This is a genomic window from Chryseobacterium populi, from assembly GCF_000282115.1.
GTDB lineage: Bacteria > Bacteroidota > Bacteroidia > Flavobacteriales > Weeksellaceae > Chryseobacterium > Chryseobacterium populi.
Genome location: NZ_AKJY01000011.1, coordinates 1 through 22,114 on the forward strand (window position 1 = coordinate 1; position 22,114 = coordinate 22,114).

Below are 22,114 nucleotides of genomic sequence, written 5' to 3' on the forward strand. Positions count from 1 at the left end.
TCCTTTCTTTTTGAGCATAAAAAAAAGACTGTCTCACTTTTGAGACAGCCTCTTTTCCTATATATAAAGTCTGATAAGATTAAAACTTCAGATCTCCGTTTACTTCTCTTACCGCTTTTGCAGCTTCAGCAAATTTAGCCTGCTCTTCTGCAGTTAAAGAAATATTTACAATTTTTTCTACCCCGTTGGCTCCGATGATGGCAGGAACACCAAGACAGATATCACTTTCTCCGTATTCACCATCAAGCATTAAAGAACAAGGGATCATTTTTTTCTGATCGCAAGCGATAGCCTGAACCATTACAGAAACTGCTGCACCTGGTGCATACCAAGCCGAAGTCCCTAATAATTTAGTTAAGGTAGCACCACCTACTTTAGTTTCTTCGATTACGTATTTTTGTTTTTCCTCGTCTAAGAATTCAGTTACAGGAACTCCGTTTCTTGTTGCTTTACTCAATAATGGAAGCATTCCTGTATCACTGTGAGCAGCGATTACCATCCCGTCAACATCAGAAATAGGGCTTTCTAAAGCTTCAGCCAATCTGTACTTGAATCTTGCAGAGTCAAGGGCTCCACCCATTCCGATGATTTTGTTTTTCGGAAGGCCTGAAGTTTTGTGCACCAGATAAGCCATAGTATCCATAGGGTTAGAAACCACGATAATGATAACGTCAGGAGAATGCTTTACTAAATTTTCAGTAACGTCTTTTACGATTCCTGCATTGATGCCGATTAATTCTTCCCTCGTCATTCCCGGTTTTCTTGGAATTCCTGAAGTGATCACCGCTACATGAGAACCTGCAGTTTTGCTATAGTCTCCTGTAGTTCCGGTAATTTTGGTATCAAAACCGTTAAGTGATGCGGTCTGCATCAAATCCATTGCCTTACCTTCAGCAAAACCTTCTTTAATATCTACTAAAACCACTTCTGAACAGAAGTTTTTCATAGCAATGTATTCTGCACAACTTGCACCTACAGCGCCTGCACCTACTACGGTTACTTTCATAATGTATACTTTTTAAATTATTTATTTTTTCAGTTAAGTCTTAATTTTGACTCCCAAATTTAACAATTCCTGAAAAGTTGAGCAATTTTTAGGGAATTAAATTAAGAATGTAAGATATCATGCGGATCAGTTAACGTTCAGTAAAAACGTATACAGCTTTTTAGCCCCCGATAATACTTCGCTGTAATTCTCTTCAGTAACGGCAGCATCCAGAACTTCTTTGAAATTTTTCCACATCAGGCCTGTGTTTTCCTGATAGCATCCGAAGAAATTAAAGGTAACCTCATCAAAACCTTCCGTTTTGGAAAGCTGTTTGGCAATCACATTTCCTCCTAAAGTAGAGCCTTCGATCACATACATCATTCCCAGTGCCTCATGCTCGTTATTGATCTCAAGCGGATGGGAAGCCGTCTGGTTTTCTATTGATAAACTTTCACGATCCTTCTCGATAAGGGCAAGCTTTTTTCTTTGATCCAACTGAAGCTTTTCAGCAAATTTTCCGGAAAGCCTGTTAAAGATTTTATCTTCGGAATGCAGAAGCATCAGATAATTCGTGCTGATGATTTTTTTATAATCTTCCAGGGTGAAAGTCTTATTAAAAATTTTTTCAGCATTGAAAAGCTTCTCTGCAGCATCATGAAATTCAGCTGTATTTTGTTTAAGATATTCCGATACCATAATAAGAGTTTAAAAGTTCCCCAAATTTAAGGCTTTTTAAACGTTAAAATGAAGGAAGTCCCATCTTTATTGCTTTCATAGTCAACATTTCCTCCGATTCGTTTCATAATACGGTGAACAATTGAAAGACCCACCCCATTTCCTTTAAATTTTTTCGCATTATCCATCCTGTTGAAAATTTTAAACATCCTGTGCTTTTCTTCTTCAGGAATCCCGATTCCGTTATCCGAAATTCTGTAGATAATGGTCTGTCCGTCTTCCGTACCTTCAATTTCAACCTTAGGCTGCTCTTTATGGGAAGAATATTTCACTGCATTATTGATGATATTTAAAAATACTTGGTGCAGCATCGTTTTATCAGCTAAAACTTCCGGGCAGTCCTTAATAATGATCTCACTCTGCGGGCTGTTAAAGGTTACCTTGGCATTTTCAGAAATCTTTTGAATAATATAAATAGTAGGAAGTCTTTCCAATTGAATTTCGCTATGCTTTGCACGGCTCAGCTGCAGCACATCATGCATCATTTCAGCCATTCCGTCAATTTCTTCTATAATGGCGTTGATTTTTGTTTTACTTTTTTCAGAACCGTCTGTAAGGCTTTTCAAAAGCATCTGTGCATTCAGTTTCATCACCGTTAAAGGAGTTCCCAAATCATGGGAAATGGTATAAGAAAAACTGTCCAGCTCTTCATTTACTTTTTTAAGCTGGTCATTCAGCTGCTTGATGGTATTGTACTGTTTATGTGAAGTTTCCAGAATCACATCCCTGATCGCCTGCACCGCACTTACATTTCTGAAATCCCATCTTTTGGAATGGCCTTTAATATTCTCTGTAAAAGTTTCAAAAGATGTTCTCGGAGAAACAATCAGCTTTTCCTTTCCGTTTTGAGAAAACACTCCGATTTTTTTCTCCGGATTTCCTGCCCAGCTGATATGCTCATCAAATTCTTTACGGAACCAGATCAGCATTTCCTTTTTGCTCCTTTCAATAAAATAAATAATAACTCCTGCAGTATCTTCATTCAGCCCGAAATCACGTCCATACTCTTTCAGGAAGCTCCGGTTGATATAAATGCTTTCCTCCGTATTCAGAAGGCCCCATTGAACAATTTGATCAATGGCCTCATTTTTAGGAGTAATCCCTTCCGTAACCATCTGATCATCCGAAATAATTGCAAGCCCATCCGCTTCCGGAAGGTTCTTAATCTCTGTTTTGCTTTCAACCAATGAATCAAACAGACTGTTATGCTTTAGAAATTCCGATTTTAGCTGCGAGGATTTTTTATTGAGATCCAGCCTGTATTCCAGTTCTTTTTTCGATTTAAAAGAAGAATAGGCATTGGAGGCCAAGGCTGTAAAGATTCCCGCCTGTACCCTGTCTTCAAGATCAATATGTTTAACCTCTGCATTCTGGCAGGTAACAAGACCCCAAAGATGATCATCCAGAATAATTGAAACACTGAAACTGGAAGATGCCCCTGAATTTTTAATATACTGCCCGTGAATAGGTGACATTCCTCTTGAGGCGGTGAATGTAAGGTCAATATTTTCTTTGGTTTTACTTAAAATAGGAACAGTCTCAGCGTATACATCACTGAAAATTCTTTTTCGCTTTTTTAAATAAAGCGCCCTTGCCTGCCTCGGAATATCAGATTCCGGATAATGCAGCCCAAGGAAACTTTCCATATTCTCTTTTCTTTTTTCCGCAATCACTTTTCCTGAGCCATCCTTCATAAATTTATAGACCATCATCCGGTCATAATTCACTATTTTGGAAAGTGTATTCAGAAGCTGGTCCCAGATTTCCTGTGCATCTTCTACAATATAGAAATTATCATATTTATTCGAAATTCTTTTATTAGGATTTTCCAGAACCTCTTCAAATTCAAGGAAAATATAATTTTGATTACGGAAAACAGAGAAATGATATTCTTTTTCACCGATAAAAATTTTATCAAAATGAGTTTCGTTTTCTCTTTTGGTGAATTTATCTAAAGAAGTATAAATGTCTGAATCAATAATACTCTGAAAACTTGCAGTAAAGTCGCTCACCTTTTTATCGAAAAGCTGTTCTCTGTTTTCGATAGCAAATATATCCGTGATGTTTTCACTGAAAAAAGCAATGGAATGAGATGCTGCGTCAATGCCAATCAGGTATCCAAAACTTTGTATATACCCAGGGATATGGATGGGTTCCTCATGACAATCTACAAAATTCATAATATTCTAAAAATCTATCAAATATAACGAATTTTTTAAAGGTGTAGTATTTGCAGCGCCGATTCCCTTAAGGGCCGGATATTATTTATTCAGTCATTGTCTCTATTAAAATACTTTAAAAACAACTTCCTATCATTCAACGCCTTAAAAACCAACCACAATAAGAAATTATCTAATAATATACAAAAAAAATTGCAAAAATAAGCATGATAATCACCCAATATGATTATTAGCATGAATCATATATTAATATTTAAATTAATTCTGTTAATTAAACAAAATTTATTAAATTTATATCACTAAATAATGAAAATAATTAAAATTTTACATATTTCTCAATCATTTTTTCACAATTCATTTCATTCACACTCAAATAATTATCACTATGAAAAAGTTCCCGTTAATTTTCTTTACACTGATCCTTTCCATAAGGTTATGGAACCCTTATGAAACCAGCAATTAAATACAGACGTTATGGCTCTTTTCCCAACAAAAAAAAGAAACCTGCTGTTTTATTGTATGCTATTCTGCATATCAGCTAGTGCACAGGTAAAAGATTCAATACCCAACCAACAGGCAGAGGATAATGTAAAATATCCTGCTCTCCAGATCAAAGGCCTTTTTCAGGCCCGATATCTGACAGGCATGACCAAAGATGTAGATGTAAACGGCCTTCATCATGCAGACGGATCAGGAACAGATAATAATTTCATGATTAAATATATGCGGGTTCAGGTTCGTGCACAGATCAGTAAACGTACGGAAGTAGTGGTTCTGGCCAACCTTGCCGATTTTAAAAATGATCCTAAAAGCAGGGTTCTAGAAAACGCTTACCTGAAATATACTTTCAACCCTAAACTGGCTTTTACAGCGGGACAGTTCCGTCCATGGTTCGGGATTGAAGAAACCTATCCTATTGACATCATCAAATCCCTGGACTGGTCCAATCAGTACACCGAATTTGGAAAACTGGGCTGGACGAGTTTTCAGATCGGGCTTTCCGCAACAGGACAGCTACAATTGGGTGAGGTACCATTTCAATATGCTGTTTCTGTTGTAAACGGGAACGGGAAAAACCAGGTCAATGATAACGACAATGGAAAGCAATACTCCACAAGACTGGTATTTGGTTTAGCTTCAAAATATAATTTTAATGTAGGATTAAATGGCGGAATTGGTGAAGTTTTCGGGAAAAAAGTGTATGCTTTGGGTATTGACCTCAGCGCACTCGTTAATTTTGATCCCAAATGGAGCCTTGATATGCAGCTGGAAGCCAAACAGGCGACCAATCATGTATTATATAATGCTGTCGATCCTGAATTGCGATCTTCTAACCCGGATGCCTACTTGATCCGTGGGGTTTATCTCCTTCCGAATCTGAGATATGAAATCAACCACAGAAACCTGAGTGCCTTCGAACTTTCCTGCCGCTATGAATATCTTGATACCAATTTCAGGATAAACTCAAATCCGAGACAAACCATTACTCCCATGTTCGGTTTGGAGTTCCTGAAAAATTACGGTGCCAGAATCCAGCTTGGAGTACAACTTGACCGTTACAAATACCAGGTTGCAAACACCAGTCAATACAATAATAATCTGTTTATTATCCAGGTGCAGAGCAGATTTTAACCCAAAAATACATTTAATATCATGAAAGAAATTAATATTAGAAATATAGCGATAACCTTTGCCGTTGCGCTTATTATATGGTTTATTCCTGTACCAGAAGGGGTTACTCCCGATGCCTGGCATTTATTTGCCATTTTTGCAGCGACGATTTTAGGAATCATTCTTAAAGCAGCACCTATGGGAACGATGTGTATGATGGCCATCGGATTTACGGCGCTTACCCAGGTTGTCGCTCCGGGAGATGCAGGAAAATCGATTACCAAAGCGCTTTCCGGTTTTGGTGATAAGGTAATCTGGCTGATCGGAATTTCTTTCTTTATTGCCAGGGGCTTTATTAAAACCGGATTAGGAAACCGGATTGCCTTTTTATTTATCAGGATTTTCGGTAAAAGTTCTTTAGGGTTGGCTTACGGCCTTGGATTGGCAGACGTTTGTCTTGCTCCCGCTATTCCAAGTAATACGGCAAGAGGGGGCGGAATTATTTATCCGATTATGAAATCAATGGCGATCAGTTTTGATTCTGTTCCGGATAAGCCCGAAACCCATAGAAAGCTGGGCTCATTTTTAACCTTGAACAGTTATTATATGAACTTAATTGCCTCCTCTATGTTTTTAACCGGTACGGCAAGTAATCCTATGTGTCAGAAATTCGCAGCTAACCTCGGAATCAATATTACCTGGATGTCATGGGCTGCAGCAGGTTTTCTTCCGGGCCTTGTTGCTTTTTTTGTCGTTCCTCTGGTTTTATATAGACTGTATCCGCCCGAACTGAAAAAAACAGGGGATGCCCCGAAAATGGCCGCCCAGAAACTTAAAGAAATGGGACCTATCTCAAAAAACGAATGGCTGATGCTGCTGGCATTTTTCATTTTATTAGCCCTTTGGATATTCGGTGGAGCGCTTTCTGTTGATGCCACAACTACTGCTTTCATCGGATTAACCCTGCTTTTGTTAACATCCGTTTTAACCTGGGAAGATGTAAAAGCTGAAAAGGGAGCCTGGGACACCATTGTTTGGTTCGCCGTGTTGGTGATGATGGCAAGTTCCCTCAATGAGCTTGGATTTATCGGCTGGTTCAGTAATTTAATCAAAATGAAAATCGGTGGAATGACCTGGACACTGGCCTTCCCTGTTATTATTCTCGTCTATTTTTTCAGCCATTATATTTTTGCAAGTGCCACAGCTCACGTTGCCGCAATGTATGCTGCATTACTGGGAGTTGGGGTCGCAGTAGGAATTCCTCCAATGCTACTCGCCATGATGCTTGGGTTCTTAGGATCTATTTATGGAGTTCTGACCCACTATGGCCACGGCCCGGCTCCGGTATTCTTCGGAAGCGGATATGTAGACCTGAAAGCCTGGTGGCTGAGAGGCCTTGAAATAGGAATTGTCCTACTGATTATTTATATGGTTGCAGGTGGGCTCTGGATGAAAATTTTAGGATATTATTAACCCATAAAGACAAAAATTATGCTGTCTACCCTATCCCGGAAAATGCTGATGTGCCTTACAGGCCTTTTTCTGAGCTTTTTTCTTTTGATACACTTTCTGGGAAATCTCCAGTTATTCCTTCCTCAGGAACAGGCCCATTTACAGTTTAATGCCTATTCTCACTTTCTGTCGGGAAACATTGTGATTAAAGTCGTTTCTTACGTTTTATATGCAAGCATTGTTCTACATGCCGTCGATGGTCTTATCATTACAATAAAAAACAGAAGATCCGGCAGATACTATCAATCTGACAGAAGAAACAGGGCCTGCAAGTGGTATTCCCGTAATATGGGAATATTAGGAACATTGATTTTGATTTTCCTGGTGATTCATTTCCAAAACTTCTGGTATGTCTATAAATTCGGAACTCCGCCCATAGATGAAAACGGAAACAAGAATCTGTATATCCTTGTGGTAGCAGTGTTCAAAGAATGGTGGTATGTCATTGTTTATGTGCTGTCAATGGCTGCATTGTGTTATCATCTTATTCATGGTATTCATAGCGCAGTCAGAACTTTGGGAGCATACCATCCGAAGTTTGTGAAATGGTTTAAAACTGTTGGAATTGCTTATTCCGTGATCATCAGTGTGGGTTTTGCCTTAATGCCGATTTATGTATTCTTTACTGCTAATTAAAATTGATGGACAATGATTTTAGATTCAAAAATACCGGAGGGACCATTGGAACAAAAATGGAATAATTATAAAAAGAAAGCTAAACTTGTAAATCCTGCTAACCGCAAAAAACTGGATATTATTGTAGTCGGAACCGGATTGGCGGGAAGTTCCATTGCTGCGTCACTGGGTGAAATGGGATACAATGTGAAAGCCTTTTGTTTTCAGGACAGCCCGAGGAGAGCCCATTCCGTAGCTGCACAAGGTGGCGTCAATGCTGCCAAAAATTATAAAAATGACGGTGACAGTGTTTACAGGATGTTTGTGGATACCTTGAAAGGCGGAGATTTCAGAGCACGGGAAGCGAATGTCTACCGTATGGCTGAATGTTCTTTAAACCTCATCGATCAGGCCGTTGCACAGGGTGTCCCGTTTGGACGGGAATATGGTGGTTATCTAAACAACCGTTCTTTTGGAGGTGTTCAGGTAAGCCGTACATTTTATGCAAGAGGCCAGACGGGACAGCAATTGCTTTTGGGAGCTTATCAGGCTTTGATGCGGCAGGGAGGTAAAAAAACGGTGCAATTATTTTCAAGACATGAAATGCTTGATCTGGTAGTTATTAACGGGAAAGCAAGAGGCATTATCGTCCGCAATTTAGATACCGGAGAAATAGAAAGACACACAGCCCACGCTGTTGTTTTAGCAACCGGAGGTTACGGAAAAATCTATTATTTATCAACATTAGCAATGGGCTGTAACGGTTCTGCCATCTGGAGGGCTCATAAAAAAGGGGCTTTAATGGCTTCCCCAAGCTGGATTCAGGTACACCCCACTTCGCTGCCACAATCCGGAGACTATCAGTCTAAACTGACCTTAATGTCAGAATCACTGCGTAATGACGGAAGGATCTGGGTTCCCCTGAAAAAAAATGAAACCAGGCAGGCTAATGATATTCCTGAAGATGAACGGGATTATTATCTTGAAAGAAAATATCCTGCTTTTGGAAATTTAGCTCCGAGAGATATTTCTTCCCGGGCAGCGAAAGAAAGAATTGATGCCGGATTTGGAATCGGGCCGCTAAAAAATGCTGTTTACCTTGATTTTTCCAAAGCAATAAAAGAGCAGGGAAAAGAAAAAATCCGGGAGAAATACGGAAACTTATTTGATATGTATTTAAAAATCACCGGATATGATGCGTATAAGGAACCGATGATGATTTCTCCTTCCGCTCACTTTTCAATGGGTGGCTTGTGGGTAGATTACGAACTGATGACCACCATTCCGGGATTATTTGCATTAGGAGAAGCTAATTTTGCAGATCATGGAGCCAACAGACTGGGAGCCAATTCATTGCTTCAGGCTTCTGTTGACGGGTATTTTATTGCCCCTTATACGATTGCCAATTATCTGTCTGATGAAATTCATACCGGAAAAATCTCTCCGGAAGATCCTGAGTTTGAAAAAGCAGAAGATGCCGTCAAAAAACAAATCGAAGGGTTCATCCGCACCAATGGGACAAAAACAGTGGATTATTTTCATAAAACATTAGGAAAACTACTTTATGATTATTGCGGCTTGGCAAGAAATAAAGAAGGTTTACAGTATGCCATTGAAGAAATAAGAAAACTCAAACAGGAATTTTACAGAGATGTCAGGGTTTCCGGACAGGGAAACACGATGAATACCGAACTGGAAAAAGCCGGACGTGTTGCCGATTATTTTGAGATCGGCGAGCTCATGTGCTATGATGCTTTAACACGGAACGAATCCTGTGGAGCTCATTTCCGTGAAGAGTTTCAGACACAGGATGGTGAAGCTCTGAGAAATGATTCAGAATACCAATTCATTTCTGCCTGGGCATGGACAGGCAAAAACAACGAACCTGAACTGATCAAAGAACCACTGATTTTTGAAGAAGTACAACCAACTGTAAGAAGCTACAAATAAAACAAAAAGTTATGGATTTACATCTTAAAATATGGAGACAGAAAGACCGCCAGACTGAAGGAAAACTGGTGGATTATAATCTGAAAGAACTGAATCCGCACATGTCTTTTCTGGAAATGCTGGATACTCTGAATGAAAAGCTCATCACTGAAGGTAAAGAGCCTGTAGAATTCGATCATGATTGCCGGGAAGGAATTTGTGGCCAATGCGGAATAATGATCAACGGCCTTGCTCATGGACCTCTGAAACACACTACAACCTGCCAGCTTCATTTACGTTCTTTTAAAGATGGTGAAACGGTGGTGATAGAACCTTTCAGGGCAGAAGCATTTCCTGTGAAGAAAGATTTAAAAGTAGACCGTTCAGCATTTGACAGGATTATTTCTTCGGGAGGTTTTGTTTCCGTCAATACCGGCCAGGCTCCTGATGCCACAGCTATTGCCATTACCCATCAGCTTGCCGAGGAAGCTTTTGATTCTGCAGCATGCATCGGATGTGGGGCCTGTGTGGCGACCTGCAAAAATGCCAGTGCCGCACTATTTACATCTGCTAAAATTACCCATATGGTATTGCTGCCACAAGGGAAAGAAGAAAGAAGTGAGCGGGTTCTCAATATGGTAAAACAAATGGATCACGAATTATTCGGGCACTGTTCCAATACAGAAGCCTGTGAAGTCGAATGCCCGCAGGGAATTTCAGTCCTGAATATAGCCAGGATGAATTATGAATACAACAGAGCTTTGTTTTTCAGGAAGAAATAATTAAAAAAGAGAAGGCTAACAAGCATTTTCCCGGTTAGCCTTTATTTCTTTATTCTTGAGCTTAATTATTCAATAATAGCTACAACTCTCGCAGGAGCTGCAGATCCACCCACAATTTTTAACGGAAATACACAAATTTTAAATCCGGAAGATGGTAATGCAGCAAGATTGGTAAGCTGCTCCATGTGCAGATATTCTTTATCAATACCTACTCTGTGGCCTTCCCAGAAATATTCCGGATCGTTGAGTTCCTTAGCTCTTTTTGCCATAAATTTTAACGGAAGGTCCCAACCCCATTGGTCAATTCCCATTACCTTCACTCCCTGGTCAATCAGCCATTCTGTGGCTTCCCGGCTCATTCCCGTTCCTTTATTGGGAAAATCCGGAGTTCCCATCAGTTTATCCCGATCTGTTCTTATCAGGACGATATTTCCAGGCTGTATTATAATTCCATTTTTATCAAGGTCTTTTTTCAGATCATCAATTGTTATGGCAACAAAATCTTCTTTATGGCTACAATCGATCACAATCCCGTTTCCATAGCACCATTCCAGCGGAATCTGATCAATGGTTTTAGCTGGTTTTCCTTCTACAACAGGACCATAATGCCATGGAGCATCAATATGGGTAGTTGCATGAAGCCCCATATTTTTGATGCTGTCATCTGCCCAACCGATCCAGTTTTCAGGAAATAATTTTAAAGGAAGTCCTAAGGCCAGACGAATCAGCCAATGTGATTTCTTGTGAGATTTATGCTTAATTTTCACCTTCATAAACCAGGGATCTCCTGTGTTATACTGAATAGGCTTTGATAGATCGATGATTTTTGTTTGCATGGAATATTTTTAGTAAATGCGAAGAGACGAAAAGCAAAAAAGACAAATTAGCTCATCAGCCTTTTCGTCTTTTTACATATCTTATATTAAACTTCTTTATCAAAATAAAGCATATAATATTTTCCTTTTTCATCCTGCCCCTGCGCGATCATTTGTCGGTCTCCGTGGATGTAGATATGGAAATTCTTATCTAATTTGATGATGCTTTTAAAATGTCGTTGGGTCTTTTTCACTGCTGCTTCGCTGATAGGGAATTCTTCAGCAATATTAATCTGCATGTCCTGTTCGTAATCTGTTTTAAAATTATTAAAACTTTCGATCACGTGCTCATCACCCAAAACTTCACTGGCAAATTCATCCAATTTAAACTCTTCCTTTTCTTTGAAGAAGTTAATTGATTTGTTTAAAAAATCTGCCTGGTCTGCCTTTGAAACTTCAAACTCCTGCGGAAGCTGCTTAGTGATATAATCCTTATACACCATCAAAGCCTCCTGGGTGTGGAAATATTCATCATCACGCTGTTTCACCTTTAAGAAATCTTCAAACCAGTAATACATATCCCCATTTTTGTTGTTATCCACAACGGAAAGTACATATCCGGTTTCCTTATCATTATTGTAAATCAGAGCAGCTTTATCAATTTTAGACAGACCGATCCCCTGATCTTTTTCAAGTTCAAAGGTTTCATTTTTAGGGAATATTTTTAAGAATGATTCCCTTTTCTCGGTTTTAAAAATCCCTATTTTGTCTACCTTTTCAGAGCCTTCTCTTTCATCTTCAAAATAGACGATAAACAATTCTCCGCCCTGCACTCTCGGATTCTCAGCAGCCTCAAAAAGGTGCTTTGCTATATTTTCAGATTCCCACAGAAATTTGGCTTTGTCATCAAAAATTTCAGATACGGAACTGTAAACAGGATTATTGACCAGATAGGAATCACTGTAAAAATGAAACGTTTCTTCAGATTTGAAAGAACCCAGAAAATAATTTTCAAGCAATTCTGCCATCCCTTCATCCAGCTCCAGCTCTTCCTGAGAAAGAATTAAAGATTCACCGTTGATTTTGTTACCTACCCTGTGTACTATAATTTTTGAAAACATTTTTGATTTTTATGGATTGCAAAGATATTAATTATCTCAAATAATAAACAGCATTTCATTCTGATAAAAGCCTTATCATTTTGAAACACTTTTTCACCTTCCAAAAATGCAAATACAACACATAACAAAATGATTTACAATTCATTAAATAAAACCAATATTCAAAGGAACGCCATTGGTATCATTACTCTCAAACAGAAAAAAATGGACTTAAAGACTTTAAACAGAATCGATAAGCTGAGAAGATTAAAAAGCAGAGGACCTAAAACTCCAAAATGGCTAAAACCTTACCACATGCTTTTCATGGCTTTTGTGTTGGTTTTTCTTTTGGGTGCATGCATTAAAATTCTTCAATACAATGATAATTAATATGGATTATTTACAAGCCGCTCGGGAAATCACAAAGAGCATTCCTGAAATTCAAAACGAATTGAGAGGTCACGAGACACAAAATTCTTTCAGTGTCATCCGGACATTGACAGATCATATTAAAAACATGGTCCGTCAAAATGAAAAAGTATTATTAATCAAAAGCATAAAAAAAATGAATGCCATTTATAAAAATGGAGATGCTTTGCTTAAGAATGCAGTTGAAAGCACTTTTATCTATTCTCTGGACAGTTTTACCGCATTTTGCAATGAGGAATACAAAAAAACGATTTTCCGTCATATTTCTCAGGACCTGCAGAAGGTATATTCTAAGCAGATTTACCAGCATGGCATGTAATGTCCGATATTTTTAAGCTGATGATCAACATTTCGTCATATCAGACAGGTTAGGAAGAGATAAGCTTATTTTTTTTATTACATTTTTAAACTATTTCATTACAAAAATACCATTATTATGAAGACAAAAATCAGAAAACAATCTGACTGGAAACAATGGAAAACACTGAATTCCAGACACAATATTGAGCTATGGGCAACTCATATTGCCGTTATTATCGGCGTATTTATTTTTGCGGCCTGCCTGTAAGTTTGGTACAGTTTTCGCGGCAATAAAAATGTTTGAAAAATATTAATTATGAAGAACGAACAAATGCAAACTATTAATCAAAAAATAGCCATTGATTATTTAAAATTTTTCTATCCACCCATCCGAAATGAAATTACACAGTTGTCTACCCAGAATAATTTTGCAGGAATTATCCAGGCAACCGTCAATTATTTAAGAGATCTTTTACAGGAATCAAGAATCAATATCATTGGCCATCATGTGAAGCTGATGGAACTGATTTACCGGAACGGAAATCCTTACGTGAAAGAAATGATCGAAAATCTTTTCATCCGGTCTTTAGGAAGCTTTAAAAAACATTCTAAAAGTCAGCACTGGAATATGATTTATCAGTATATGCCTTTGCAGTTCCAGGAAATCTATCTTGAACAGCAGAAACAGGACAAAATATTCTTTAACAGGAATTAAAATTGGGACAAAATATCCCGGACAGTTGTCCGGGATATTTTTTATGGTAAATATTATACTTTTTTATTTATCTTTTTTTACAAAAACCTTCTGAATAGCTTGAAGTTCTTCATTGGTAAATTTCGCACTCTTCTCTAATTTACCAAGGAAAGAAGCTACTTCCTGCGGTGTTGAAGGACATCCCAGATTCTCCCCTTTTTCATTAAAAGAATTCATCAGCGGATCGCCATTTGAATTCAGGATCAGCCAGAAAGGAAGTCCCGCTTTTTCTCCTTTAAATTTATTCATCATTTCCTGTCCGCCCGGATTTTCAAGATTTTTTTTCTCACCTCTTTCCTGAACATCCAGATAAGTGGTTACAAAATATTTATCAAAAATAGGCTTGGTTTCAGGAAGATTCATATTTTTTTCCATCAGTTTACACCATTGGCACCATGAAGCATGGAAAACCAAAAGAATATTTTTCTTCTGTGCTTTTGCTTCTGTAACAGCTTTATTTAAAACAACATCTGCTTTTTCCTGTGCAAAATTAAGCTGGAATAAGAATAAGGTAACAATGATAATAATTTTAGAATATTTCATGTGAATTCTGTTTAAGGGTTTTATACGGTACGAATTTAAGTATTTTATTAAGAAGTTGTAACAGTTTATTATAATTCAGCAAAATATACGTAAATTCCAGTACTTCTTAATTTAGATTAAAATTCAGTTTTAAAGCACCAAAAAGATGATTGAAATAAAAAAATATTCAAATCAGACAGGACATCCGGAACCCAGACGGGTAATCAAATACACCCTGTTCTGGTGCAATAGCGGACGTGCTGAAATTCTGATTGACGAAAACATTTTTATTCTCAAGGCTAGCCAGGTGGTAACGATTACCTCGGGGCAGTTTCATCAGCTAAGATCAGTGGAGGGAGAGCTCACTGCCCTTGAATTTACACTCGATTTTTTTTGTAAAAGTGATAATGATATTGAACTTATTTTTCACAATGGATTATTCTGCCATTTCGGAATGAATGAAATGATTACTGTTCATCATTCTGCTTTTTTTTCAGAAACACTGAATCTCATTGAAAAAGAAATCCGGGAAAAACCTTATCAATATCTGGTTTCTACCCATTCTTTAGTGGAATTATTATTAATAGAAATCAACCGCAGTAAAATGGCAAACGGAGATGAGATCTGGAAACCGGATGCCTTATTCTTAAAATTCCTGGAAAGTGTACGCGCCAATTTTCAAAACAACTATCCTGTATCCGGTTTCGCTGATTTACTGGCAACCACAGAGGCTAAACTGAATGAAGCTTCAAAATTGCATACCAATAAAACTGCCCAAAATGTGATCTATAGCCTTATTATCTCCGAGGCCAAAAGGCTTTTGCTTTACGAAAAATTCTCTGTAAAGGAAATCGCTTACCAGCTTGGGTTTAATGATCCTTTTTATTTTTCCAACTTCTTTAAAAAGCATACTTCGCAATCACCGAAGGACTATCAGAAGGCAGTGAAAAGCTAAATATTACATGCTTTTCACTAAATTGTCTATTCTTTAAGGCATAACTTTCGCGGAACTTTGTACTTATAATTACCACATTAATAGTATAAGTATGAAAACCCAACAAGATATCGCTGTCTTTCTTTTAAGAATAACATTAGCCTCAGGTTTTTTATCAGCTACAGCAAGCAGGTTAGGTCTTTGGGGAGCCCAGTCTTCGGGCTGGAGAGATTTTGTCAGCTATACTGCTGAAACCAATTCTTTTTTTCCCCAATCGTCAGCACCAGCTATTGCAATAGGATCAACGGCTGCGGAAATATTGATCGGTTTTTTACTTCTTGTCGGCTGTCAAGTACGGAAAACAGCTTTCTGCGCTTCCGTTCTTACCTTATTATTTGCAGTTGCCATGAGTATTTCTTTTGGATTAAAAGAACCTCTGGATTATTCTGTCTTTGTATTCAGTACCGGAGCATATTTACTAAGTACTTTCCCTGATTACAAATGGACTTTAGAAAAGTTTTTAAATCAATAACAATTAAAATATATTACAATGAGTACAAACATCAACGATTACATCGTAAAAACAGAACAAAAAGAATGGCAGCCTTTAGTTGAAAAGGGAATTCATTATGAAGGCATCTTCGTACAATCTTTAAAATTTGACCCGGAAAAAAATCGTTCAACAACCATCCTTTTAAAATTTGAGCCTGGTGCAAGCTACCCTTACCACAATCATCCTGCAGGCGAAGAGCTGTTTATACTGGAAGGTGATGCGATCATTGCTGATGCACATTTGAAAAAAGGAGATTATTTATATACTCCACCTAATTTCAAACATTCCGTAAAATCTGAAAACGGCTGCCTGATTTTCTTTATGATACCGGAAGAAGTGGAAATTCTTTAAGGTACATTTTTTAACAAAAAAAACCGCAGTAAAACAATGTTTTACTGCGGTTGTATAACCAAATGTAAGGATTACTTACTATTTATTTTACTTCTTCAAAAATAAAAAATATTAAAAGTCAATAAATTACAAATTAATGATACAAACATGATACTAAAATTTCTATTTACAAATCAAGGAATATATATTCCAGAATTGAAGAAATCTATCATTTTACTAAAAGCATACTTACAATATCAATCCATTGAAAGTATAATTAGTTTACATCTCCTGTTGCTTTTGTTTAACTAATTGCAGATGCTGTAAATATAATTGATAATCACAATACTTTACAATAAATCTACATTTTTGTTAAGAAGAATTAACATAATAAAATAATTCTCTTATAATTGAATTATTTTATTATATTTGAATCCCAATTTTAAAATATTTTATTATGAAAAATCTTAAAAAAATCTCAAGAAATGAGTTGAGAAACGTTAATGGTGGAAAACTTATAGAGCCGGGTAGATGGTGTTGTTGTAATTCTTCTGGATGTAGTACCGCAGTTTATGGGGACTCTAATGATTTGACTTGTGTTGATGCTGGAACGTCTTTACAAAAATGTTAAATTAATTAAAGGGTTACCTAAAAGTAACCCTTTTTTATTTTAAAAATATGAAAAATATACTTCTCTTTTACTTTCTTTTACCTTCTATATATTTTGCTCAAGATATTAGATTCTCTTATCATTATAAGTTTGTTACAGATACTTTGAATAAAAATGATATCTCTGATGAAATTGTGATTTTAGATTTTAATGAGAAAGAAAAGCAATCTGTTTTTACCGGATTAAAACATATAATATCTGATTCAACAATGAGAGCAAAGTCAGATAAAGGAATAATGTCATTTCCAGATACTTCAATGAAAATAAAGTATGTAGTAGAAAAAGATAGAAATAGTATAGTATATTATTATACTCCTAATCATATGCCCAACCCAGTTTTAAAAGTTAAAGATGAAAGGAAAATAAATTGGAAAATTTCTAATGAAAAAGAAACTATACTTGGGTATATAGCTCAAAAAGCAACAACTATTTTTGCTGGTAGAGAATGGACCGCGTGGTTTACTACAGAAATTCCTATTTCTGATGGCCCATATAAATTTAACGGTTTACCAGGACTTATACTGAAAATTCATGATAAAACAAATACACATTTATTTGAAATTATATCTGTAAAGAAAAAAAAATCTAATTATGTTGTTCTAAATGATAGCACTTATAAAGAGGCAAAACAAATTACTTTAAATGAATATGAAAAAATATCTAAAGAAAGCCCTTTAGAAAGATATAGAAACAAAGCTTTCACCGGAGAAATAATTTTTAAAAGTAATGAAGAAAAACAAAAATTTTTGAAAGATTTAAATGCACAAATAAAAGAAAGTAGCATACATGATAATAATCCAATTGAGTTTATTACATTAAAATGAAATATATCTGGATTTACAATCAAATAATAAAAGAAAAAGCCAATAGAATTAGTATAATATGTAATAGCCACGACTTTATCTGACAGTTAGGGGTTAAAAATGACACTATCCCACGAAGTGTGTAAGTTAAAAAAGTTAGGGCTTGGATTTATAATCTGGGACTTTTTTCGGTAGTGTCTCACTAACTGTGTAAGTTAGTGAGACACTACCGAAAAAATAATTGTCAGATAAAGTCGTGGCTACTACAGCTTAGTATTTTCTTGCGATATTTCTACTGCTGTAAACATTTTCTCTAAATGTTATTCTTGTTAACCTCTGCCTAAAATTATGAGCTGGTAATATATTATTCTTTATAAGTCTTCTAAGCGTATCTTTTGAAATTTCAAAAAGAACAGTTGCCTCCGTAATTGAAATATACGGACGTGTTTGAATTTCAATAATTTTATTTTTAGAATTCTCTAAATTAATTGTTTCTTCTCAGCTATCTTTTACAGCTGCTTTTGTTTCTTTCCAGATTTGTCAGCACAAACTTTACTACAGAACCTTGTGGTTATGATCTTTGCTTCAAACGGTTTTTCACAAAACTCACAAATCTTAGGTATTTTTAATTTACTAAAGCCCATTTAATTTAAATTTAAGCATTGAATAAGACATAATAAGGTGCACATTATCGCCAATTAGTGCGTGTTACAAATATGGTACTATATAAAAAACAACAAAATTCGACTACAAATAAAATATCATTGAAAATAAAAACCGCTGTAAACATTACATTTACAGCGGTTTATTAATTATTATTAATCGATATTAATCAATCCCTATTTTACTTCTTCGAAGTCAGCATCCTGTACATCATCAGCACTACCCGCATTTCCACCAGGATTCTGTGCACCTGCATCAGTGCCCTGAGCTTGTTGTCCTGCAGCATACAATTCTTCTGAAGCGGCCATCCAGACTGCATCTAAAGCTTCTGTTTTAGCTTTTACATCATCTCCGTTTTTCGCTTCGAATGCTGTTTTCAATTCTGCATGAGCTGCTTCGATTGCTGCTTTTTTATCAGCAGAAAGTTTATCTCCAAACTCTTTCAACTGTTTTTCAGTCTGGAAGATCAATCCGTCAGCTTTGTTGAAGATTTCAACTTCTTCTTTTTTCTTGGCATCGGCAGAAGCATTTTCCTGAGCTTCTTTTTTCATTCTTTCGATTTCGTCATCAGAAAGACCTGAAGAAGCCTGGATCTTGATCGTCTGCTCTTTTCCTGTTCCTTTATCTTTAGCAGAAACACTCAGGATACCGTTGGCATCAATATCGAAAGTTACTTCGATCTGGGGAACTCCTCTTGGTGCCGGTGGAATATCTGCAAGGTCGAATCTACCGATTTCTTTGTTATCGTTAAACATTGGTCTTTCACCCTGTCCTACTCTGATGCTTACAGCCGGCTGGTTATCAGAAGCTGTAGAGAATACCTCAGATTTTTTAGTTGGGATTGTCGTATTGGCTTCAATTAATTTAGTGAATACAGAACCCATTGTTTCGATACCTAAAGAAAGCGGGGTAACATCAAGAAGCAATACATCTTTTACATCACCTGTTAAAACTCCTCCCTGGATTGCAGCACCAATTGCTACTACCTCATCCGGGTTTACTCCTTTAGACGGTTTTTTACCGAAGAATTTTTCTACTTCTTCCTGAATGATCGGGATTCTTGTAGAACCTCCTACCAGGATTACTTCATCGATATCTGAAGTTGATAATCCTGCATCTTTTAAAGCTTTTGCAACAGGCTCCATAGATCTTCTTACCAGGTCTGCAGCTAACTGCTCAAATTTAGCTTTTGTTAAGCTTTTTACCAAGTGTTTAGGACCTGTAGCTGTAGCTGTGATGTAGGGTAAGTTGATCTCAGTCTGTGGAGAAGAAGACAATTCGATTTTTGCTTTTTCAGCAGCTTCTTTCAATCTTTGTAATGCGATGGCATCAGATTTTAAATCTACACCTTCTTCTGCTTTAAACTCATCAGCCATCCAGTTGATGATCACATCATCAAAGTCATCACCTCCCAGGTGTGTATCTCCGTTTGTAGACAATACTTCAAATACACCATCTCCCAGATCAAGGATAGAAATATCGAAAGTACCACCACCAAGATCATATACAGCAATTTTCTGATCTTTATGATTTTTATCCAGACCGTAAGCTAATGCTGCAGCGGTAGGCTCGTTGATAATTCTTTCTACTTTAAGGCCTGCAATTTCCCCGGCTTCTTTAGTAGCTTGTCTTTGTGCATCGTTAAAGTATGCCGGAACAGTGATTACCGCTCTTGTTACCTCCTGTCCAAGATAATCTTCAGCAGTTTTCTTCATTTTCTGAAGGGTCATTGCAGAGATTTCCTGTGGGGTATATTCTCTATCGTCGATTTTTACTTTTACAGTGTCATTCGGACCTTTTACCACTTCGTAAGGTACTCTTGAAATTTCACTAGCATCATCTTTAAAATGAGTTCCAATAAATCTTTTGATAGAGTATACTGTTTTCTTTGGATTCGTTACAGCCTGTCTTTTTGCAGGATCTCCTACTTTTCTTTCTCCGTCTTCTGTAAACGCTACAATAGAAGGCGTTGTTCTTTTTCCTTCTGCATTAGGGATTACAACAGGGTCTTTCCCCTCCATTACAGCAACACACGAGTTGGTTGTACCTAAGTCAATTCCAATTATTTTACTCATAATATTTTTATTTTTTCTAATTTTTAAATTTAATTTACACTCTCAATTTCTCAATATCTGTACCAGATGAAATTTTATGACAAATTGACACAAAAAAACCTCACGATATGTGAGGCTTTATTCATTCTGTCTTTAATATCTTATTCTTTAATTATCTTTTTTGTAACCGACGTTTTTCCGTCATTGAGAATTAAAAAGTAGACTCCCGGTAGTAGATCCCTTATATTAACTGTTGAAATATTCTCCTTTAACTTCCCTTTTTGTACAATATTTCCAGCCATATCTTTTATATCATATGACAGTTCTTTCACCTTACTGCTGTGAACAATTTTCACATTTGCAGAAGATGGATTGGGATAAATATCTACAGCATAATTCTCTTTATCAACAGAGTTTACAGCTAAGGTACCACCACATGCAGAACTGGCGCTGGAATTATTAAATTGTGTCTGCAATAAATCAATAGGTTCCACACCGTCTCCGTCATGGGTTTTCACTTTTAAAAGCAAAGAAGGTGATCCATAAGTATCTGTAGGTTTAGCAACTTTCAGAAATGCAAAAAGTGAAGAAGTTCCGTTTGTAGCACATCGGGTGTCTGCACCTACCATTTTTGCACCCTGCATTGCTGCCATTAATTTACATGCCAGGCTTCCCTGTTGTCTTTTAAACCTTGCTTCCATAGAATCCAATACTTTCTTTCCCAGTAAAATATTTCCCTGAATAGCATATGTTGGTCCTTCAATATGATTTTTATAATCATCCGTCGATGCACCTGTATATCCTTTTGTATTCGCTATTCCATTAGTGATAGCAGCAATACCATATTGACGTTTTTGTGGATCAGAATAAACATCATTATTAACCAGCCAATTGATTATCTGAGCGGCATTATCTCCCGCAAGCAATCTCGTACGTGCATTATTCTGATTGGTAGTGTTATAATATGCCTGAGTATTAATTGCGCCTTTTCCCGGAATAACATCACCTATATCATCTGCTTCGCTACCTGTAGAAAATAAACCAAATAAATCTACACAAGAAGCTCCTGCACTTCCCACTTCCCCCGTTACAGGATCTACCGCAACAATAGAAAATGTATCCTGGGCATAAGATAATAAATGGGTAAAAAGCAATAATCCTAATAAAAGTTTTTTCATATTGTGTTTTTTAGTAAAATTAAAAATGTATGTTTTTCTCGTTTTTCACCAATACATATCTCTTAAACGACAAATAATAGCTGGCTAATAATCACAACTGTTAATCAATTAGTTAAAAAAATCAGCAAATAGTATATTATTTAATAATTAATTTCAAATAAATGCAAAAATCTTCTGAATTACCTTACAATATGTGAAGCCTTTATTCATTCTGTCTTTAATATCTTATTCTTTAATTATCTTTTTTGTAACCGACGTTTTTCCGTCATTGAGAATTAAAAAGTAGACTCCCGGTAGTAGATCCCTTATATTAACTGTTGAAATATTCTCCTTTAACTTCCCTTTTTGTACAATATTTCCAGCCATATCTTTTATATCATATGACAGTTCTTTCACCTTACTGCTGTGAACAATTTTCACATTTGCAGAAGATGGATTGGGATAAATATCTACAGCATAATTCTCTTTATCAACAGAGTTTACAGCTAAGGTACCACCACATGCAGAACTGGCGCTGGAATTATTAAATTGTGTCTGCAATAAATCAATAGGTTCCACACCATCATCATCATGGGTTTTCACTTTTAAAAGTAAGGAGGGTGATCCATAAGCATCTGTAGGTTTAGCAACTTTCAGAAATGCAAAAAGTGAAGAAGT

24 protein-coding genes are annotated in these 22,114 nt (G+C 36.6%); 14 read left to right on the forward strand and 10 right to left on the reverse strand.

Going from position 1 to position 22,114, the window contains the following annotated elements:
* Window positions 1–79: 79 nt before the first annotated feature.
* The 3 genes from PMI13_RS03110 to PMI13_RS03120 form a co-directional block, all read right to left on the reverse strand.
* Window positions 80–1,006, reverse strand: coding sequence for a malate dehydrogenase (locus tag PMI13_RS03110; RefSeq protein WP_007840601.1), 927 nt, complete (start codon window positions 1,004–1,006; stop codon window positions 80–82).
* A 126-nt stretch (window positions 1,007–1,132) separates the two neighbouring features.
* Complete coding sequence (locus PMI13_RS03115; protein WP_007840603.1) at window positions 1,133–1,684, reverse strand: biliverdin-producing heme oxygenase; 552 nt, start codon at window positions 1,682–1,684, stop codon at window positions 1,133–1,135.
* Window positions 1,685–1,710: 26 nt separating this feature from the next.
* On the reverse strand, window positions 1,711–3,903 hold the full coding sequence (locus tag PMI13_RS03120) for an ATP-binding protein (RefSeq protein ID WP_007840605.1): 2,193 nt from the start codon (window positions 3,901–3,903) through the stop codon (window positions 1,711–1,713).
* Between the two features lie 474 nt (window positions 3,904–4,377).
* Between PMI13_RS03120 and PMI13_RS03125 the strand changes: the two genes are divergently transcribed.
* From PMI13_RS03125 to PMI13_RS03145, 5 genes are read left to right on the forward strand one after another with little or no spacing between them, the layout of a single operon-like run.
* Complete coding sequence (locus PMI13_RS03125; RefSeq protein ID WP_007840607.1) at window positions 4,378–5,535, forward strand: porin; 1,158 nt, start codon at window positions 4,378–4,380, stop codon at window positions 5,533–5,535.
* A gap of 21 nt (window positions 5,536–5,556) precedes the next feature.
* Complete coding sequence (locus PMI13_RS03130) at window positions 5,557–6,987, forward strand: anion permease (RefSeq protein WP_007840608.1); 1,431 nt, start codon at window positions 5,557–5,559, stop codon at window positions 6,985–6,987.
* 18 nt (window positions 6,988–7,005) lie between these two features.
* A complete protein-coding gene (locus PMI13_RS03135) occupies window positions 7,006–7,662 on the forward strand; it encodes a succinate dehydrogenase cytochrome b subunit (RefSeq protein WP_007840610.1) in 657 nt (218 codons plus the stop codon).
* A gap of 12 nt (window positions 7,663–7,674) precedes the next feature.
* The gene (locus PMI13_RS03140; RefSeq protein WP_007840611.1) at window positions 7,675–9,591 is read left to right on the forward strand and encodes a fumarate reductase/succinate dehydrogenase flavoprotein subunit; all 1,917 of its coding nucleotides are present in this window, start codon (window positions 7,675–7,677) and stop codon (window positions 9,589–9,591) included.
* Window positions 9,592–9,602: 11 nt separating this feature from the next.
* Window positions 9,603–10,352 carry a succinate dehydrogenase/fumarate reductase iron-sulfur subunit gene (locus PMI13_RS03145; RefSeq protein ID WP_007840613.1) on the forward strand — a complete coding sequence of 250 codons (750 nt, stop codon included), beginning with the start codon at window positions 9,603–9,605 and terminating at the stop codon, window positions 10,350–10,352.
* A gap of 65 nt (window positions 10,353–10,417) precedes the next feature.
* Here PMI13_RS03145 and PMI13_RS03150 read toward each other — a convergent pair whose 3' ends face one another.
* Together PMI13_RS03150 and PMI13_RS03155 are read right to left on the reverse strand one after the other, a co-directional pair.
* The gene (locus PMI13_RS03150; RefSeq protein ID WP_007840614.1) at window positions 10,418–11,188 is read right to left on the reverse strand and encodes a cyclase family protein; all 771 of its coding nucleotides are present in this window, start codon (window positions 11,186–11,188) and stop codon (window positions 10,418–10,420) included.
* An 86-nt stretch (window positions 11,189–11,274) separates the two neighbouring features.
* Entirely contained in the window at window positions 11,275–12,288 is a 1,014-nt protein-coding gene (locus tag PMI13_RS03155) for a nucleoid-associated protein (protein WP_007840616.1), read from the reverse strand.
* 204 nt (window positions 12,289–12,492) lie between these two features.
* Here PMI13_RS03155 and PMI13_RS03160 point away from each other — a divergent pair, with 204 nt between their 5' ends.
* The 4 genes from PMI13_RS03160 to PMI13_RS03170 all read left to right on the forward strand — a co-directional run bounded on the left by PMI13_RS03160 (window position 12,493) and on the right by PMI13_RS03170 (window position 13,711).
* Window positions 12,493–12,657: a hypothetical protein gene (locus PMI13_RS03160; RefSeq protein WP_238536270.1), complete on the forward strand. Its 165-nt coding sequence runs from the start codon at window positions 12,493–12,495 to the stop codon at window positions 12,655–12,657.
* Between the two features lies 1 nt (window position 12,658).
* On the forward strand, window positions 12,659–13,015 hold the full coding sequence (locus PMI13_RS03165) for a DUF7674 family protein (RefSeq protein ID WP_007840620.1): 357 nt from the start codon (window positions 12,659–12,661) through the stop codon (window positions 13,013–13,015).
* 117 nt (window positions 13,016–13,132) lie between these two features.
* Window positions 13,133–13,264, forward strand: coding sequence for a hypothetical protein (locus PMI13_RS21660; protein WP_007840622.1), 132 nt, complete (start codon window positions 13,133–13,135; stop codon window positions 13,262–13,264).
* Between the two features lie 48 nt (window positions 13,265–13,312).
* The gene (locus PMI13_RS03170; protein ID WP_007840624.1) at window positions 13,313–13,711 is read left to right on the forward strand and encodes a DUF7674 family protein; all 399 of its coding nucleotides are present in this window, start codon (window positions 13,313–13,315) and stop codon (window positions 13,709–13,711) included.
* A gap of 63 nt (window positions 13,712–13,774) precedes the next feature.
* On the opposite strand, the gene PMI13_RS03175 is transcribed toward PMI13_RS03170, so the two are convergent.
* Complete coding sequence (locus tag PMI13_RS03175) at window positions 13,775–14,293, reverse strand: thioredoxin family protein (protein ID WP_007840627.1); 519 nt, start codon at window positions 14,291–14,293, stop codon at window positions 13,775–13,777.
* Window positions 14,294–14,438: 145 nt separating this feature from the next.
* Here PMI13_RS03175 and PMI13_RS03180 point away from each other — a divergent pair, with 145 nt between their 5' ends.
* The 5 genes from PMI13_RS03180 to PMI13_RS03195 all read left to right on the forward strand — a co-directional run bounded on the left by PMI13_RS03180 (window position 14,439) and on the right by PMI13_RS03195 (window position 17,583).
* Window positions 14,439–15,227: a helix-turn-helix domain-containing protein gene (locus tag PMI13_RS03180; RefSeq protein ID WP_007840629.1), complete on the forward strand. Its 789-nt coding sequence runs from the start codon at window positions 14,439–14,441 to the stop codon at window positions 15,225–15,227.
* Window positions 15,228–15,318: 91 nt separating this feature from the next.
* Window positions 15,319–15,738, forward strand: coding sequence for a MauE/DoxX family redox-associated membrane protein (locus PMI13_RS03185; protein WP_007840632.1), 420 nt, complete (start codon window positions 15,319–15,321; stop codon window positions 15,736–15,738).
* Between the two features lie 18 nt (window positions 15,739–15,756).
* Window positions 15,757–16,110: a cupin domain-containing protein gene (locus tag PMI13_RS03190; protein ID WP_007840634.1), complete on the forward strand. Its 354-nt coding sequence runs from the start codon at window positions 15,757–15,759 to the stop codon at window positions 16,108–16,110.
* Window positions 16,111–16,546: 436 nt separating this feature from the next.
* Window positions 16,547–16,720: a bacteriocin-like protein gene (locus PMI13_RS21825; RefSeq protein ID WP_007840636.1), complete on the forward strand. Its 174-nt coding sequence runs from the start codon at window positions 16,547–16,549 to the stop codon at window positions 16,718–16,720.
* A gap of 47 nt (window positions 16,721–16,767) precedes the next feature.
* Complete coding sequence (locus PMI13_RS03195; protein ID WP_007840637.1) at window positions 16,768–17,583, forward strand: GLPGLI family protein; 816 nt, start codon at window positions 16,768–16,770, stop codon at window positions 17,581–17,583.
* A 249-nt stretch (window positions 17,584–17,832) separates the two neighbouring features.
* Here PMI13_RS03195 and PMI13_RS21750 read toward each other — a convergent pair whose 3' ends face one another.
* The 4 genes from PMI13_RS21750 to PMI13_RS03210 all read right to left on the reverse strand — a co-directional run.
* Window positions 17,833–18,051 (reverse strand): helix-turn-helix domain-containing protein, encoded by a 219-nt coding sequence (locus PMI13_RS21750; RefSeq protein ID WP_394330328.1) that lies wholly within the window; start codon window positions 18,049–18,051, stop codon window positions 17,833–17,835.
* Between the two features lie 350 nt (window positions 18,052–18,401).
* Window positions 18,402–20,300 (reverse strand): molecular chaperone DnaK, encoded by a 1,899-nt coding sequence (dnaK, locus tag PMI13_RS03200; protein ID WP_007840640.1) that lies wholly within the window; start codon window positions 20,298–20,300, stop codon window positions 18,402–18,404.
* Between the two features lie 140 nt (window positions 20,301–20,440).
* A complete protein-coding gene (locus PMI13_RS03205; RefSeq protein ID WP_007840642.1) occupies window positions 20,441–21,457 on the reverse strand; it encodes a DUF1028 domain-containing protein in 1,017 nt (338 codons plus the stop codon).
* A 225-nt stretch (window positions 21,458–21,682) separates the two neighbouring features.
* Window positions 21,683–22,114, reverse strand: a 432-nt coding sequence (locus tag PMI13_RS03210; RefSeq protein ID WP_007840644.1) for a T9SS type A sorting domain-containing protein, incomplete at its 5' end; no start/stop codon positions are given.

Coding starts and splice junctions, on each gene's coding strand:
- PMI13_RS03180 (WP_007840629.1), top strand. CDS start 14,439: ATGATTGAAATAAAAAAATATTCAAATCAGACAGGACATCCGGAACCC.
- PMI13_RS03140 (WP_007840611.1), top strand. CDS start 7,675: ATGATTTTAGATTCAAAAATACCGGAGGGACCATTGGAACAAAAATGG.
- PMI13_RS03205 (WP_007840642.1), bottom strand. CDS start 21,457: ATGAAAAAACTTTTATTAGGATTATTGCTTTTTACCCATTTATTATCT.
- PMI13_RS03190 (WP_007840634.1), top strand. CDS start 15,757: ATGAGTACAAACATCAACGATTACATCGTAAAAACAGAACAAAAAGAA.
- PMI13_RS03145 (WP_007840613.1), top strand. CDS start 9,603: ATGGATTTACATCTTAAAATATGGAGACAGAAAGACCGCCAGACTGAA.
- PMI13_RS03165 (WP_007840620.1), top strand. CDS start 12,659: ATGGATTATTTACAAGCCGCTCGGGAAATCACAAAGAGCATTCCTGAA.
- PMI13_RS03120 (WP_007840605.1), bottom strand. CDS start 3,903: ATGAATTTTGTAGATTGTCATGAGGAACCCATCCATATCCCTGGGTAT.
- PMI13_RS03130 (WP_007840608.1), top strand. CDS start 5,557: ATGAAAGAAATTAATATTAGAAATATAGCGATAACCTTTGCCGTTGCG.
- PMI13_RS21660 (WP_007840622.1), top strand. CDS start 13,133: ATGAAGACAAAAATCAGAAAACAATCTGACTGGAAACAATGGAAAACA.
- PMI13_RS03170 (WP_007840624.1), top strand. CDS start 13,313: ATGAAGAACGAACAAATGCAAACTATTAATCAAAAAATAGCCATTGAT.
- PMI13_RS03195 (WP_007840637.1), top strand. CDS start 16,768: ATGAAAAATATACTTCTCTTTTACTTTCTTTTACCTTCTATATATTTT.
- PMI13_RS03125 (WP_007840607.1), top strand. CDS start 4,378: ATGGCTCTTTTCCCAACAAAAAAAAGAAACCTGCTGTTTTATTGTATG.
- dnaK (WP_007840640.1), bottom strand. CDS start 20,300: ATGAGTAAAATAATTGGAATTGACTTAGGTACAACCAACTCGTGTGTT.
- PMI13_RS03185 (WP_007840632.1), top strand. CDS start 15,319: ATGAAAACCCAACAAGATATCGCTGTCTTTCTTTTAAGAATAACATTA.
- PMI13_RS03150 (WP_007840614.1), bottom strand. CDS start 11,188: ATGCAAACAAAAATCATCGATCTATCAAAGCCTATTCAGTATAACACA.
- PMI13_RS03135 (WP_007840610.1), top strand. CDS start 7,006: ATGCTGTCTACCCTATCCCGGAAAATGCTGATGTGCCTTACAGGCCTT.
- PMI13_RS03160 (WP_238536270.1), top strand. CDS start 12,493: ATGGACTTAAAGACTTTAAACAGAATCGATAAGCTGAGAAGATTAAAA.
- PMI13_RS03175 (WP_007840627.1), bottom strand. CDS start 14,293: ATGAAATATTCTAAAATTATTATCATTGTTACCTTATTCTTATTCCAG.
- PMI13_RS03115 (WP_007840603.1), bottom strand. CDS start 1,684: ATGGTATCGGAATATCTTAAACAAAATACAGCTGAATTTCATGATGCT.
- PMI13_RS03155 (WP_007840616.1), bottom strand. CDS start 12,288: ATGTTTTCAAAAATTATAGTACACAGGGTAGGTAACAAAATCAACGGT.
- PMI13_RS21825 (WP_007840636.1), top strand. CDS start 16,547: ATGAAAAATCTTAAAAAAATCTCAAGAAATGAGTTGAGAAACGTTAAT.
- PMI13_RS03110 (WP_007840601.1), bottom strand. CDS start 1,006: ATGAAAGTAACCGTAGTAGGTGCAGGCGCTGTAGGTGCAAGTTGTGCA.